Origin of the sequence: Sodalis sp. RH21 (assembly GCF_047324175.1) — a bacterium.
Lineage (GTDB): Bacteria > Pseudomonadota > Gammaproteobacteria > Enterobacterales > Enterobacteriaceae > Acerihabitans.
The window spans coordinates 1107719-1123160 of the sequence record NZ_CP178732.1 but is presented as its reverse complement, the minus strand read 5'-3'; the positions used below and the strand labels follow the sequence as shown (position 1 = coordinate 1123160).

The window sequence follows — 15442 nt, the reverse complement described above, 5'->3', positions numbered from 1 at the left end:
ATTTTTTCGTCATCCATAGGAGAAAACATAATGAATATCACCCATACTACCCCGGAAGAAACAAACGCCGGCACGCAATTGACCTTGACGGCCACCTCTGATGCGATTGCCAACGGTACCGACACGAATGTCGCAACGGTTAGATTGACGCTTAACGTTACTCCGTCTCCGGGCACCGTAATAAACTTAGCGTTGACAGGCAGCGCGCGGTTTAATAATAATAGCCAAACTATCTCTGTCACTACGGGGGCCCAGGGGACTGCAACCGCCCATTTCACCAATACGGTGAATGAAACTGTTTCGCTCAGGGCCACCTATGTGGGACACATCGCATATGCAAATTCATATTTTCGTGGTGTTCCGGAATACAGCTCACCTATACTGACAGCGAATATCATCACCAATAATGCCCAGGCCAATGGTAATAGCCAGAATATCGTCGAATTTATATTTCGCAATCAGCAAACCGGCGCCGTTGTAGCCAATCATCCTTTAAGCATATCAACCAATGGCCAGGCAAATTATCCGTCTATAATTACAACCAATAACCAGGGCATAGCAACGCTGCAAATCTCAAGCAATGTTGTTGGCAATATTTCCGTAACGGCCAAGTCGCAAACTCCTCCGGGACAAAGCATTAGCGTTGGCTTAAATTTTTCGTCAAAATATCCTATTTTACTCGGTACGCGCACTTTATCTCTGCATGGTTTTATAGGTACTCAAACGTTACTCGCAGGGTATAATTTATTGCAAGATCATTTTTATACAATTAAACTAGATAGATCGCCCTCTCAGATATTAAACTGTACATCTAATTGCAGTTTTTCTGAATCCGAAGCCACGCTTGGCTGCTACTTCTTTGACCCGAATGTGACATTACTAAAAAATGATTTAAGTGAAATAGTTTTGCGTGCCTCTGTTAATGGTGGCAGGGCATTTTCCCAGAGATATTATAGTTTTAATAATCTCACTGAAACTTTAATAAGCGTATGGGACAATGGTCCAATATAGCTTTCAATGATTAAGCTATAAAAATCACCAGGTCAAATCAACTCCATATCGATACAAACTGTCCTAAACGCCGTACGGGAGGCAGTAATATTTATACAGGCCAGGTTTCTCGGACAATGCCCGACCGTTTGGCAGGTCGCTAAGATGATCGGGTACCGTTGATTGCGTGCCCGGCCTTTATTAAAATTCGGTTAATTTTAATAAAATATTGAACATTCATAATTATCAGCATGTAAATAACTGCGCTTTTATTTCATAACATAGGGAAAAGCCGCTGATGCCCCTCGCTTAGGCATCCCATTTTCGGTGGGCGGATTATTGGCAAAATGTGACCCCGCTCTGATAAAGCATAAACAAAATCAGCAAGCGGCCCGCTTGGCAAAAATTTTCGCTATTCTTAGCTATAAACTTTTAACCAAGGGCATCGTTATCCATGAGCCTGCACACCCCCGCGGTGCCAGCGCTTTCCGGCCCGCAACGCCGCAGTCATTTGCTTTTAATGCTTTTTGCGCCGCTGCCATCCTTGTCGCTGGTATCGTTGTCCCGTTATAACGGCGACGACATGCCGACGACGCGGCGCGATCTGGCGCACATTGAGAGCGAGATCCGCCGCATCTACCATCTAACTCTGGCGACGCACCATGACGGAAGCTACCGGATCGAAGGCAATATTTTAAACCAGCGGCTGTGCCTGATTGAAGGCATGCGCAGGGCCCTGCGCCTTTGTCCGGATAAAGTCAACCGGTATTTTTTGCCGCTGCAGGAACAGCAGTGGGGCCGGGTACCCCCCGAATTTCATGCCAGCCATGAACAGCTCGAAGAAGTCATCGAGCAGTATACCGGGCTGCTCGGCCGCGCGGTCGCGCCATACGATCGCCCTTTCCTGTCGCTCTATCTGCGTTACGCCCTCACGCAGTGCCCGTTGCCGCAACATCCCGAGTTCAACCAGCATCAGCAGCAATGGCTGCAACAGAAGGCGGAATACCCCAGGATATGCGAAGCATTGCGGCACTGGCCCATTCCCGCCGCCGAATTGCTCTGCTTTACGCTGCTGGTCGACCAGCTTAAAACGCCCCATCATCCCCAGTCCCGCTCAGGTTGCGATCGGCGGCTGATGGTGGAAATTGAGCGATTGATCCAGAATTTCGAGCGGCTATCCGCCATGAGCTTTAACCAGCCGGAGCTGCTGGCCGGTCAATTATTCTCTCATCTCAGCGCCGCGCTGGAGCGCTGCCATTTTCATATCGGCATCGACAATAGCCTGCAACCCGAGGTGGAGGAAAAATATCCCCGCCTGCTGCGCACTACCCGCGCCGCGGTGATGCCTTTCGAGGCTGCATACCGCATTCGCTTTTCCCGCGAGGAGATGGGGCTGGTCGCGGTGATTTTCGGCGCCTGGCTGATGCAGGATAACGATTTGCAGGAAAAGCAGGTGGTCATCCTGACCAAGAGCGATGGCATACAGGAAAAATTGCTGGAGTTGCAGATACGCGAATTAACATTATTGCCGCTGAATATTAAATTCCAGGAGATGGAAGAATTTCAGGCCCATGGCGCGCCCAAAAATACCGTGCTGATCGTTACCCCTTTCGCCATGCCGCTGCCGCTGTTCTCGCCGCCTCTAATGTTGGTGCGCCTGCCCCTGGTACAATCGCAGCAAGAGCGAATCCGTCAATTGCTTGAGGCCCCCGCCGGGTCCGGGAAAGCTTAATCCCGCCTGCGCTGCGGCCAAAAAAAGGCTCTTGGCAACAAGAGCCTTGTGAAAATCGATCCCGGCGTTAACGATGCCGGGATTCAGATCCCATTTCAGGCATAAACCGGGTAGCGGGCGCAGATTTCCAGCACTTTTTGTTTGGTGCGTTCAATTACCGCTTCATCGTTGATGCTGTCGAGCACATCGCAGATCCAGCCGGCCAGCGCACGTACATCCTGCTCGTTAAAACCGCGGCGGGTAACCGCCGGGGTACCGATGCGAATGCCTGAGGTGACAAACGGGCTTTTCGGATCGTTGGGCACTGCGTTTTTATTCACCGTGATGTTGGCGCGGCCCAGAGCGGCATCCGCCTCTTTACCGGTCAGGTTTTTATCCACCAGATCCAGCAGGAACAGATGGTTATCGGTGCCGCCCGAAACGATGTTGTAACCGCGTTCCAGGAATACCGCTACCATGGCCTTGGCATTCTTGGCCACCTGCTGCTGATAAATACGGAATTCGGGTTCCATGGCTTCTTTCAGCGCCACCGCTTTGCCTGCGATGACATGCATCAGCGGGCCGCCCTGGCCGCCGGGGAATACCGCGGAGTTAAGCTTCTTATACAGCTCTTCGCTGCCGCCCTTGGCCAGGATCAGGCCGCCGCGCGGACCGGCCAGGGTCTTATGGGTGGTGGTGGTGACCACGTGGGCATGGGGTACCGGGTTCGGATAGACGTCGGCGGCAATCAGCCCCGCCACGTGGGCCATATCCACAAACAGGTAGGCGCCGACGCTGTCCGCGATTTCACGCATCCTGGCCCAATCCACGATGCCGGAGTATGCGGAGAAACCGCCGATAATCATTTTCGGCTTATGGGCCTGGGCCAGTTGCGCCAGCTCCGCATAATCGATATGGCCGCTTTCATCGATGCCGTAAGGAATGATGTTATAGAGTTTGCCGGAGAAGTTGACCGGGGAACCATGGGTCAGATGGCCGCCGTGGGCCAGGTTCATGCCCAGCACGGTATCGCCCGGCTGCAGGAGGGCGGTATAGACGGCGAAATTCGCCTGGGAACCGGAGTGGGGCTGCACGTTGGCATAATCGGCGCCGAACAGCGCCTTGGCGCGATCGATGGCCAGTTGCTCGACCACATCGACAAATTCACAGCCGCCATAGTAGCGTTTGCCCGGATAGCCTTCAGCATATTTATTGGTCAGCTGCGAACCCTGCGCCTGCATCACGCGCGGGCTGGTGTAGTTTTCCGAAGCAATCAGCTCGATGTGCTCTTCCTGGCGCACCACTTCCTGCTCCATTGCCTGCCATAGTTCGGCATCATAATCTGCAATGTTCATTTCACGCTTTAACATCCGCTTCTCCTGGATCAGCTGGCTCGGCTGGCTGAATTTGTCAATAAAAAAGGCGAGTAAAATCCGGTAAGGCCATGGGGATAGTGTAAACTTTTTTGCCCCTGCTCCGATAGGGTCTGGCCATGGTTTTTACGCAAACGATTCCGTTGCACTGCCCTGGGGCTGGCGGCTGACGGGGGTTGGACGGGGATCGGGATATTTTTTCACGCCGGCGGAGGATTTTTTCATGACGGGCAGCGGGCCACCCCGGCCGGTTCGAGCACCGGGACAAGCCGACCGCTGTATTAAATGGCTTCTTCGTCCTGTTCGCCGGTACGGATGCGAACCACCCGCGCCACGTCGAACACAAAGATCTTGCCGTCACCGATTTTACCGGTCTGGGCGGTGTGCATGATGGTGTCCACGCAGCTGTCGACGATATCATCCGACACCACCAGCTCGATTTTTACTTTCGGCAAAAAATCCACCATGTATTCCGCGCCGCGGTAAAGCTCGGTATGGCCTTTCTGGCGCCCGAAGCCCTTGACCTCGGTTACGGTCATGCCGGTAATGCCGACTTCCGCCAACGCCTCACGTACATCGTCCAGTTTGAACGGTTTGATAATCGCATCGATTTTCTTCATTACAGCACCCTTTGCAAGCTGATTGGCGGCGCTTGCCGCATGTCATCGGAACAAACAACAGAGCCAAATTAGGCTTTAAAATCATTAGCATCCAGCTCATGGCGGGACAATAGTTTATAAAATTCAGTTCGGTTGCGCCCAGCCATACGTGCGGCCTGGGTCACATTTCCCTTGGTGATCTGCAATAATTTACGCAAATAATGCAGTTCGAACTGCAACCGGGCCTCAACGAAGGTCGGCAGGACGGTATTTTCACCTGCCAGCGCTTGCTCCACCAGCGCTTCGCTGATGACCGGCGCGGACGTCAGGGCCACACACTGTTCTATCACGTTAACCAACTGACGTACATTGCCGGGCCAACCGGCGGCCATCAGGCGCTTCATGGCGTCGGTGGAAAAACTGCGCACAAACGGCTTATGGCGCAGCGCCGCGACCCGCAGCAGATGGTTGGCCAATACCGGAATATCTTCCGCCCGCTCATGCAGGGCGGGCAATTTCAGGCTGACGACGTTCAGGCGATAATAGAGATCTTCGCGAAATTCGCCCTCCGCCATGACCTTGGGTAAATCGCGGTGGGTGGCGGAGATAATTCTGACGTCGATATCCAAATCCCAATTGCTGCCCAGCGGTCGGACTTTACGCTCCTGCAGCACCCGTAATAATTTTACTTGCAAGGATAACGGCATATCGCCGATTTCATCCAGAAACAGCGTGCCGCCCGCCGCTGCCTGGAACAGCCCTTCCCGGCTGCTGACCGCGCCGGTAAACGCGCCTTTGGCGTGACCGAATAGCTCGGATTCCAGCAACTGCTCCGGCAGCGCGCCGCAGTTAATGGCGATAAAGGGGTGTTTGGCGCGGGGACTGGCGGCATGGATGGCCTGGGCCAGGATCTCCTTGCCGGTGCCGCTCTGGCCGTTAATCAAAACGCTGACATCCGACTGCGCCACCATTTTGGCCTGTTCCAGCAGCCTGAGCATCACCGGGCTGCGGGTAACGATGGCGTCGCGCCAACTGTCGTCACCGGCGGGCATCGATAGTTGCAGCGCATTGTCGATGGCCTGATATAAAGCATCCCTGTCCACCGGTTTGGTCAAAAAGCTGAACACGCCTTTTTGCGTGGCGGCCACGGCGTCGGGTATCGAGCCATGGGCGGTAAGGATAATCACCGGCATGCCGGGCTGGTGGCGCTGGATTTCGCCAAACAGCGCCAGGCCGTCCATTTCATCCATGCGCAGATCGCTTATCACCAGATCGATTTTCTCCCGCGCCAGCAGCCGCAGTGCTTCCTGTCCGCTTTCGGCGGTGGTGACATTAAACCCTTCGCTGGCCAGGCGCATCCCCAACAGTTTAAGCAGGCTGGTATCGTCGTCGACCAGCAGCAAATTGGCGGATTTACGTTGATTCATTGGCTGCCCGCTCCCTGTGATTGACCGGTTGCCCCATGGCCCCCGGCGGCCGGGACGGCCGTATCATCTTCGTCATTATCCGGCAATAGCTGCTTACGAGCCGATAACCGTCGCTCGATTTCCGTGAGGTTTTCCAATTTGCGGGACGTGATATCCAGTTTGCGCTGCAATTCGATTTGCTGCACCCGCATCTGATCGATCTGGCTGGCGCTGGCTTCCTGCTGCCGCTGGCTGCGGCTGCGTTCGTCCGCCAGCATCAGTCGCAGGGCCTGTTGCTGGCGCCACATTTTGAATAACGGATAAATCGAGGCGGGGAACTGGGAACGGAACCCCAGCAAATGCTGATAGGATTGGCGACGCTCCACCACGCTGATACCGGCGGAATTGAGCAAAATACTCTGTCTGAAGGCGTCGTGCCAGGTTTCGCCATTTTGATTTTCCGCTTCCGCCCTGGCCTGGGACGGCGTAATACGCTCGGCGCACTGCATGGCGCGCAGCCAATAGCCGGCATCACTCAGGGCGGCCTTGTCGTCATTTTGCCATAGTTCATTGCATTCGGCGGCCATGCGGCTATGCGGCGTCGCCTGCTGCACCGGGTCCGGGGATAAGCTGGAAAGATCGGAGCGCGCCGAATGGCCGGCGCACCCCGCCAGCAGCATTGGCGCCAGCATCATGGGGGCCAGCACCATGGGGGCCGATATTCGCGCACGCGACATGGCGCGCGCGGAGAGCGTCATCAGGCGGTTCAGGCGATGCGCCAGCCTGTAAATCGCCGGTGAGGTGCGTAAATTCATTGTTATTCATTCTCGGCGGTTAAGGGTAAATCTATGCGAAAACAGACGCCTGCGTAATCGGCCGTCACCAGATTAAGCTCGCCGTTCATCCGGCGGATACAATCCCTGGCAATACTTAGCCCCAGGCCGCTGCCTTTTACCGCGCCTTTACGCTGCGCGCGGCCCTGGTAAAAGGGCTCGAAAATCATGCTTTGTTCCGCCGGCGGTATAGGCTGGCCGCTGTTGGCCACGTCAATAATGATACGCCCGGCGGACTGAGCGCCGCGAATCCAAATGGTACCGGATTCCTGGCCATAGTGCACCGCATTGGAGTAGAGATTATCAAGTACCCGCATTAATAACACCGGCTGCGCCCGGCAGCGCTCGCACGCCAGCGCGACCTGGGTCTGGATACCTTTGGAACGGGCGGGCAGGCTATGGGCGGCAATGACGGCATCTATCATCCCGCGCAGATCGATATCCTCGTATTCAGCCGGGCTGTCCGCCAATTTGCGGTTGTAATCGAGCAACTGTTCGATAAGTTGCTGCAAATGGCGGCTGCTGCCATCGAGAATCGCCACCACATCCTTTTGATCGGCGGTCAATGGCCCGGCAACTTCATCCGCCAGCAGCGCGGTGCCCTCGCGCAGGCTGGCCAGCGGCGTTTTTAATTCATGGGAAATATGACGTAAAAATTCGTGGCGCTGGGACTCCAGCCAGGACAAGCGCTCATTAAGCCATAAAATCCGCTGAACCAAAGACTGGATTTCACGCGGGCCGGTAAACGACACGCTATCGTTCAGGGGCCGGCCCTGTCCCAGGCGGTTTATCATCTTCTCGACCAATTTGACCGGACCGATAATCATGCGGGTAAACAGCATCACCAAGATCAAGCTAAATAAAAACAGCAGCAACGCCTGCCAACCAAAAAAGCGGCCGCGTTCGGCAATCGCCTGCTGCAATTGCTGGCCGCGGGTAAAAATATTATTGCGGGTGGCCTGGACCATATCGCTATTGGCATGGGAAAAATCCCTGAGCAAGGCGGATGCTTGCGCATTGGGGCCGCTATTTTCGCATTGCAATTGGGATAACTGGTCCAGCAGCTGCGTTAACCGCTGGTAATAACGCCGATCGGGCAGCATACCTGAGCGGACATTTAGAATCTGCGCATATTGCTTGCGCTGGTTCTGATACAAATTCACCAGCGTCTCGTCGTCGAGCACGCAATATTGGCGATAGCTGCGCTCCATCTCCAGCGCCACGCTGCCCATGGACTCGATGCGCCGGGCGTCCGCCAAGGTGGTGCGGTTGATATCCGCCGCCTGTTCGCTCAGATTATCCAGGCTTTGCCAGGCCTGATAGGCCAGCAATAATAACGGCAACAGCACCAGGGTAAACGCCAGGATCACCAGTTGCCGCAGCGATTGGGGGAACAAATGCCATTTCTTCAAAGAAATCATCCTGTGATTACCGCCAAGGTCAAAGCAGATGCTATCCGCTTCGCCCATCTGAAGAAAGCACAAAAAAAGCACTTAACCTTGCGGCAAGTGCTTTTTTGACAGAATAGGGGGTGCCTCACTCAACGTGTCGTCCTGTGCGTGATAAAGCCCTCAGGCAAATATCGGTAAAGTTGGACGCTAGGCACCGTTCTTTGGCATCATTCGATAGTTATGAAGCAATAACTGCGCGGTATATATGATATCGGGCAGTGCTGTCATATCGGGGTGAATGAGCAACTACTTATTAGTATGCAGTTAATGTGCCAAAAGTAAAATATTTAATTAACTCATTGATAAAAAATGGAAATTCATTTCAAATTACCTATTGGCGCCCCGCAAAAGCGATAAAACCGCCCCGATCTGTCGCTAAAAAGAGACGCAAACCAAGACAAAATATAATATGCTTATAAAACAATTTATTGGATGTCGCCAAGTGGCGACATCCCGCTGATTATAATCGATATAAAAACGACACCTGCCGCCTCTTAAACCAAATGCCCTTGGCGCGCCAAGCCCGCCGACACCGAACCCGCTGCGGGCCCTGTTAAAGGGAAAGCACGCCGACACCGAACCCGCTGCGGGCCGGTTAAAGGGGCGCCAGCCCCTTACCCCAGCTGCTTGCGCGCATTGCGGAAGATCCGCATCCACGGCCCGTCCTCGCCCCACTCTTCCGGATGCCAGGAATTACTCACCGTCCGGAATACCCGCTCAGGATGCGGCATAGTCAGCGTCACCCGGCCATCAGTACTGGTCACGGCGGTAATACCGTTGGGCGACCCGTTGGGATTGGCCGGATACGCCTCGGTCGGCTGGCCGAAATGGTCAACAAACCGCAGCGCCACCAGCCCGGCGGCTTCCAACGCCGCCAAATGAGCCTGGTCGCGAACCTCCACCAGTCCCTCGCCGTGCGATACCGCAATGGGCAATCGCGAACCGATCATGTCCTGCAACAGCAACGACGGGCTCTGCGTCACTTCCACCAGGCTAAACCGGGCTTCAAAACGCTCCGATTTATTACGCACGAAACGCGGCCAAAGATCGGCGCCGGGCACCAGCTCGCGCAGATTGGACATCATCTGGCAACCGTTGCAAACGCCGAGGGCCAATGTCTGCGGCCGATGGAAAAAAGCCTCGAACTCATCGCGCACCCGCGAATTAAACAGAATCGACTTGGCCCAGCCCTCCCCCGCCCCCAGCACGTCGCCGTAGGAAAAACCGCCGCAGGCCACCAGCGCCTGGAAACCCTGCAGATCGCTCCGCCCGGCCAGCAGATCGCTCATATGCACATCAATGGCATCAAACCCCGCCCGATGAAACGCCGCCCCCATCTCCACATGGGAATTCACGCCCTGCTCGCGCAAAATAGCCACCTTGGGCAACGCGCCTTTGCCGATAGCAAAACCGGCAATCAACGGCGCGGCGATATCCTCCGACGGATCGAAGGTCAGCGCCACATTCAGGCCCGGATCGCCGTTATCCTGCTTGGCGGCATGTTCCCGATCGGCGCAGTCCGGATTATCACGCAACCGCTGCATCTGCCAGGTGGTTTCCGCCCACCAGGTACGCAATAACGTACGGCTCTCCTGATATACCGCGGTATCCCCGGCGCGGATTTTCACCCCGTCGCCGTCCACCGCCTGCCCCAGATAATGCAGGCAATCCTCCAGGCCGTGCTGCGCGAAGACCTGTTCGACGCGGGCGCGATCGCCGGCGGCTATCTGAATCACCGCCCCCAGCTCTTCGTTAAACAGGGCCGCCAGCGAATCGCCGCCCAAGCCGGCGATATCCACATCCAGCCCGCAGTGGCCGGCAAAAGCCATTTCCAGCAACGTGACCAGCACGCCGCCGTCGGAACGATCGTGATAAGCCAGCAACAGGCGCTGCGCAACCAACTGTTGCAGCGCCTGATAAAAACCGGACAATTGCGCCACATTGCGCACATCCGCCGTCTCATCCCCCAATTGGCGATAAACCTGCGCCAGGGCCGTGGCGCCCAGCGCCTGGTGGCCGGCTCCCAGATCGATAAGCAGCAGGGCATTGTCCTGCCCGCAGCGCAACTGCGGCGTAACGGTGCCGCGCACATCTTCGACCCGGGCGAAGGCGGTAATCACCAGCGACAGCGGCGAGGTCATTTCACGCTGCCCGTCCCCATGCGGCCAGCGGGTTTTCATCGACATGGAATCCTTACCCACCGGGATGGTCAGTCCCAGCGCCGGGCACAGCTCCTCGCCCACCGCTTTTACCGCATCATACAGGCCGGCATCTTCGCCCGGATGACCGGCGGCGGCCATCCAGTTGGCGGAGAGCTTGATCCGCTTGATATCGCCGATCTGCGTGGCCGCCACATTGGTCAGGGCCTCGCCCACCGCCAGTCGCGCAGAAGCGGCAAAATTCAATAATGCCACCGGCGCCCGTTCGCCGATGGACATGGCTTCGCCATAATAACTGTCGAGGCTGGCGGTGGTCACCCCGCAGTCCGCCACCGGCACCTGCCAGGGCCCGACCATTTGATCCCGCGCCACCATACCGGTGACCGTACGGTCGCCGATGGTAATCAGAAAGGTTTTTTCCGCCACCACCGGCAGATGCAGCACCCGCTTGATCGCCGCGGCCAAGTCAATCCCGTCGCGGTTAAGCGGAGTTCCCGCCGCCGGCAACCGGGTGACATCGCGCAGCATTTTAGGGGTTTTACCCAATAAAACGTCCAGCGGAAGATCGATGGGCTGATTGCCGAAATGGCTGTCGCCCAGACTCAGATGCAGTTCTTCCGTCGCTTCGCCAATCACCGCATAAGGCGCGCGCTCGCGGCGGCAAATGGCCTCGAAGGCGGCCAATTGAGCCGGCGCCACCGCCATCACGTAACGCTCCTGGGATTCATTGCACCAGACTTCCAGCGGGCTCATGCCCGGTTCGTCGTTGGGGATATCGCGCAGTCGGAAACGTCCGCCTCGGTTGCCGTCGCTAACCAGCTCAGGCATGGCGTTGGATAAACCGCCGGCGCCCACGTCGTGGATAAACAGAATCGGATTGTCTTCGCCCATCTGCCAGCAGCGGTCGATGACTTCCTGGCAGCGGCGCTCCATTTCCGGGTTGTCGCGCTGCACCGAGGCGAAATCCAGATCGGCGTCGGACTGGCCGGAAGCCATTGAGGACGCGGCCCCGCCGCCCAGACCGATATTCATCGCCGGCCCGCCCAGCACGATAAGCTTGGCGCCGATGCTGATTTCGCCTTTCTGCACGTGGCCGTCGCGGATATTACCGACCCCGCCCGCCAGCATAATCGGCTTGTGGTAGCCCCGCAGCTCAAGGCCGTTATGGCTGTTGACCCGCTCTTCATAAGTGCGGAAATACCCGGTCAACGCCGGACGGCCGAATTCATTGTTAAACGCCGCGCCGCCCAGGGGGCCGTCGGTCATGATATCCAGCGCGCTGACGATACGATCCGGTTTGCCGAAGTCCTGTTCCCAGGGCTGCTCGAAACCGGGGATGCGCAGGTTGGAGACGGAAAAGCCCACCAGCCCGGCCTTGGGTTTGGAGCCGCGGCCGGTCGCGCCTTCGTCGCGGATTTCGCCGCCGGAACCGGTGGCGGCGCCCGGCCAGGGCGAGATAGCCGTGGGGTGGTTATGGGTTTCCACCTTCATCAGGATATGCGTCGGCTCCTGGTGGTAGTCATAACGGCCGTCCAGCGGGTCGGCAAAAAAGCGTCCCGCCGACGGGCCTTCCATCACCGCCGCATTGTCTTTATAGGCGGATAACACGAAATCCGGCGTCTGCTCGAAGGTGTTCTTGATCATCTTAAACAGCGATTTCGGCTGCGCCTGGCCGTCGATGACCCAGTCGGCGTTGAAAATTTTATGGCGGCAATGTTCGGAATTGGCCTGGGCGAACATATAGAGTTCGACATCGGTGGGATTACGGCCCAGGCGGGTAAAGGCCTCAAGCAGATAATCAATTTCATCCGGCGCCAGCGCCAGGCCCAGTTTGAGATTGGCTTGCTCCAGCGCGGAACGCCCGGCGGCGAGCATCTCCACCCTCTGCACCGGCGCGGGCTGGTGGTGGGCAAACAGCGCGGCGGCTTGCTCCAGCTCATCGAAAACGGTTTCCATCATCCGGTCATGAAGCAGCACGCCTAATTGCCGCCACTGCGGGTCGGTCATATCGTTGCCCTGGACATAAAACGCCAGGCCGCGCTCCAGGCGCTTAACCTGCGCCAGGCCGCAGTTATGGGCGATATCGGTGGCTTTGGACGACCAGGGGGATAAAGTGCCGGGGCGCGGCGTGACCAGGAGTAGGCGCCCCTGGGGCGCGTGTTCGGCGAGAGACGGGCCGTATTTCAACAGCCGTTGCAGCCTGGCGCGCTCATCTTGATTAAGCGGGGCGCTCAGATCGGCAAAGTGGACATATTCAGCATAAATATCGCTCACCGGAAGCCGGGCTTCCTGGCAGCGGGACAGCAGCTTGTGGATACGAAATGCTGACAGAGCGGGCGAACCACGCAGTATTTCCATAATAAAAGATCTCTCGTCTTTGAACCGCCGGCCGCAGGTACTTAAGGACGGCTTGCCATGGGGCGCAACTTCTGCACACAACTTCAGGGGGGAAACGCGCGTCATTATAGAGAATCCCGGCCGAGGACGAAACCGTTTGCGCGGTAATTGTTGCTATTCTTATACCCTTACAGAAAGAATGGTCTTAAAGCAATAAAGTTGCACAGCGGCGTTTTGTTGCGCAAAATGCCCCCACTCCAGGGAGAAAATGATAATAACACTGCCGCAGAGACAGCGAGATATTCGCTCCATTGAGAGATAACTATTTGAAGCGTTTTAAATTAAATTACGTCGTGATTGGCATTATCGCCGTCATGCTGACCTGGGCGTTGTGGTTTAACGTTCCCTGGCACAGCATGCAGGACGATAAACTCAGTCAGATAAAATCCAGGGGGACGTTGCGCATCAGTACGCTGAACGCCCCGCTGAGTTTTTATACCGCCAATAACCAGCAAACCGGATTCGATTACGAACTGGCGAAGCGTTTCGCCGATTATTTAGGCGTCAAGCTGGAGATCCGCCAGCGTAAAACCCTTAATGAACTGTTTGACGATCTGGATAATGATGACGCCGATCTGCTGGCCGCCGGCCTTATCTATAACAACGAGCGCCTGCAGCGCTTTACCACCGGTCCGGCCTATTATTATGTTTCCCAGCAATTGGTCTATCGCCTGGGCCAGCCGCGGCCGAAAAACCTGGGCGCGCTGCAAGGCCGCCTGGCGGTGTCCTCCGGGTCGGCGCATATTTCGCAGTTACGGGAGTTAAAAGAAAAAAAGTATCCCCAGTTGCAGTGGGAAGTCTCCTCCGATCTCAGCAGCAAGGCCTTATTGGAGCAAGTGGCCGACGGCAAGCTGGATTATACGCTGGTGGACTCGGCCACCGTCGGGCTGCTACAGCGCGTGCATCCGCAACTGGCGGTAGCATTTGATGTGACGGAGGAGGAGCCGGTCACCTGGTATCTGCAACAGCAAAACAGCAATAATCTCTCGGCCGCCCTGCTGGACTTTTTTAGCGAGCAGGAGGCGGACGGCACCATGGCGCGGCTGGAGGAGAAATATCTGGGCCATGTGGGCAGCTTTGATTATGTGGATACCAAAACCTTTCTGACCTCGATTGATGCCACGCTGCCGGCGCTGCAAGCCATGTTCCAGCAATATGCCAAAGAAATCGACTGGAAACTGCTTGCCGCCATCTCGTATCAGGAATCTCATTGGAACCCGCAGGCCGTTTCTCCCACCGGGGTGCGCGGCCTGATGATGCTGACCCGCACCACGGCCGATAGCCTGGGAATTGCGGATCGCATGGACGCCGAGCAAAGCATCCGGGGCGGCGCCCTGTATTTGTCGCGCATGATGCAGCGCGTGCCCGAGTCCATTCCTGAGGATGAGAAGATCTGGTTTGCCCTGGCGGCCTACAACATGGGGTACGCCCATATGCTGGATGCCCGGGCGTTGACCGCCAAGCAGCAAGGCAACCCCGACAGCTGGGTGGATGTGAAGCTGCGCTTGCCGATGCTCAGCCAGCCGCGTTATTACCAGCAAACCACCTATGGTTATGCCCGCGGCCAGCAGGCGTACAATTATGTAGAAAATATCCGCCGTTACGAAATGAGCCTGGTGGGATATCTGGAAGAGAAAGAGAAAAAAGCCGCATTGCTGGCGGCAAGCGCGGCTGAACCACCAACCGACGCCGCTAAGCCCCTGGCGGCGGACGCCAAACCGGTAACCCCCCAGGCCAGCCCCATGGCCACGGCGGCGAAACCGCCGCTCGCCGGGGTGCAACCGGCCGCCCGGGACGTTCCTAAAAGCGTCCCGGTCATCCCCGGCGCTTTCCCGGCCAGCGCAGTGACCGCCCCCTCATGGGCCACCCCGCGGGTAACGCGTTAATCAATCGTCGGATTCTGCGCTTTCAGCGCCAGGCGCCGCGCCTTATGCTGTTCGCGGCGCAGGCGAAAGAAATCGCTAAGCTGCCTTGAGCACTCTTCGCCGAGCACCCCCGCGGTAATCGCTACCTGATGATTAATGCCCGGCTGGCGCAGCACTTCGCAAAATGAGCCGGCCGCCCCGGTTTTTTCATCGCGGGCGCCGAACACCAGCCGGCCGATGCGCGCATGGATCATCGCGCCGGCGCACATCACGCAAGGCTCCAGGGTGACATACAGCGTGGTATTGAGCAGGCGGTAGTTGGCCAATACCGCCCCGCCCCGGCGCAATGCCATGATTTCCGCGTGGGCGGTGGGATCGTGGCGGCCAATGGACCGGTTCCATCCTTCGCCGATAATTTCGCCGTCCAGCACCAGGACCGCGCCAACCGGCACTTCGCCCTCATCCCCCGCCCGTCCGGCCAGGGCCATGGCGTGGCGCATCCAGAATTCGTCGCCCGGTTCGCCGTGCATTATTTTCTCCAGGGTTGTTCGCAGCCGGCGATTATACAGGGATAAACCGGCCGGCGGCAAAAGCGTCAAGCAATAGAGGGCATGGAACGGCGGCGTTAAGCGGGACGGGCCCCACAAATCCCGTCCAA

The 15442-nt window shown here is 57.0% G+C and carries 10 protein-coding genes; 3 read left to right on the top strand and 7 right to left on the bottom strand.

Annotated elements, in window-relative coordinates; all coding sequences use genetic code 11:
* The first annotated feature begins 30 nt into the window (after nt 1–30).
* Nucleotides 31–1011, top strand: a complete 981-nt coding sequence (locus tag ACL2XP_RS05190) for an Ig-like domain-containing protein (RefSeq protein ID WP_413737492.1) — start codon at nt 31–33, stop codon at nt 1009–1011.
* 433 nt (nt 1012–1444) lie between these two features.
* Nucleotides 1445–2722, top strand: a complete 1278-nt coding sequence (gene csiE / locus ACL2XP_RS05185; RefSeq protein WP_413737491.1) for a stationary phase inducible protein CsiE — start codon at nt 1445–1447, stop codon at nt 2720–2722.
* A gap of 95 nt (nt 2723–2817) precedes the next feature.
* On the opposite strand, the gene glyA is transcribed toward csiE, so the two are convergent.
* The 6 genes from glyA to purL all read right to left on the bottom strand — a co-directional run bounded on the left by glyA (nt 2818) and on the right by purL (nt 12880).
* Nucleotides 2818–4071: a serine hydroxymethyltransferase gene (gene glyA, locus ACL2XP_RS05180; RefSeq protein WP_413737490.1), complete on the bottom strand. Its 1254-nt coding sequence runs from the start codon at nt 4069–4071 to the stop codon at nt 2818–2820.
* Between the two features lie 284 nt (nt 4072–4355).
* A complete protein-coding gene (gene glnB, locus ACL2XP_RS05175; RefSeq protein WP_162368436.1) occupies nt 4356–4694 on the bottom strand; it encodes a nitrogen regulatory protein P-II in 339 nt (112 codons plus the stop codon).
* 68 nt (nt 4695–4762) lie between these two features.
* The gene (gene glrR, locus ACL2XP_RS05170; RefSeq protein ID WP_413737489.1) at nt 4763–6100 is read right to left on the bottom strand and encodes a two-component system response regulator GlrR; all 1338 of its coding nucleotides are present in this window, start codon (nt 6098–6100) and stop codon (nt 4763–4765) included.
* Complete coding sequence (locus ACL2XP_RS05165; RefSeq protein ID WP_413737488.1) at nt 6097–6894, bottom strand: two-component system QseEF-associated lipoprotein QseG; 798 nt, start codon at nt 6892–6894, stop codon at nt 6097–6099. The genes glrR and ACL2XP_RS05165 overlap by 4 nt, the downstream gene beginning before the upstream one ends.
* 2 nt (nt 6895–6896) lie before the next feature.
* Nucleotides 6897–8333, bottom strand: a complete 1437-nt coding sequence (locus ACL2XP_RS05160) for a sensor histidine kinase (RefSeq protein WP_413737486.1) — start codon at nt 8331–8333, stop codon at nt 6897–6899.
* 644 nt (nt 8334–8977) lie between these two features.
* Nucleotides 8978–12880, bottom strand: a complete 3903-nt coding sequence (gene purL / locus ACL2XP_RS05155; protein ID WP_413737484.1) for a phosphoribosylformylglycinamidine synthase — start codon at nt 12878–12880, stop codon at nt 8978–8980.
* 305 nt (nt 12881–13185) lie between these two features.
* Between purL and mltF the strand changes: the two genes are divergently transcribed.
* Nucleotides 13186–14805: a membrane-bound lytic murein transglycosylase MltF gene (gene mltF, locus ACL2XP_RS05150; RefSeq protein WP_413737483.1), complete on the top strand. Its 1620-nt coding sequence runs from the start codon at nt 13186–13188 to the stop codon at nt 14803–14805.
* Here the strand turns inward: mltF and tadA are convergent.
* Complete coding sequence (tadA, locus tag ACL2XP_RS05145) at nt 14802–15314, bottom strand: tRNA adenosine(34) deaminase TadA (protein WP_413737481.1); 513 nt, start codon at nt 15312–15314, stop codon at nt 14802–14804. The genes mltF and tadA overlap by 4 nt on opposite strands.
* Nucleotides 15315–15442 lie beyond the last annotated feature (128 nt).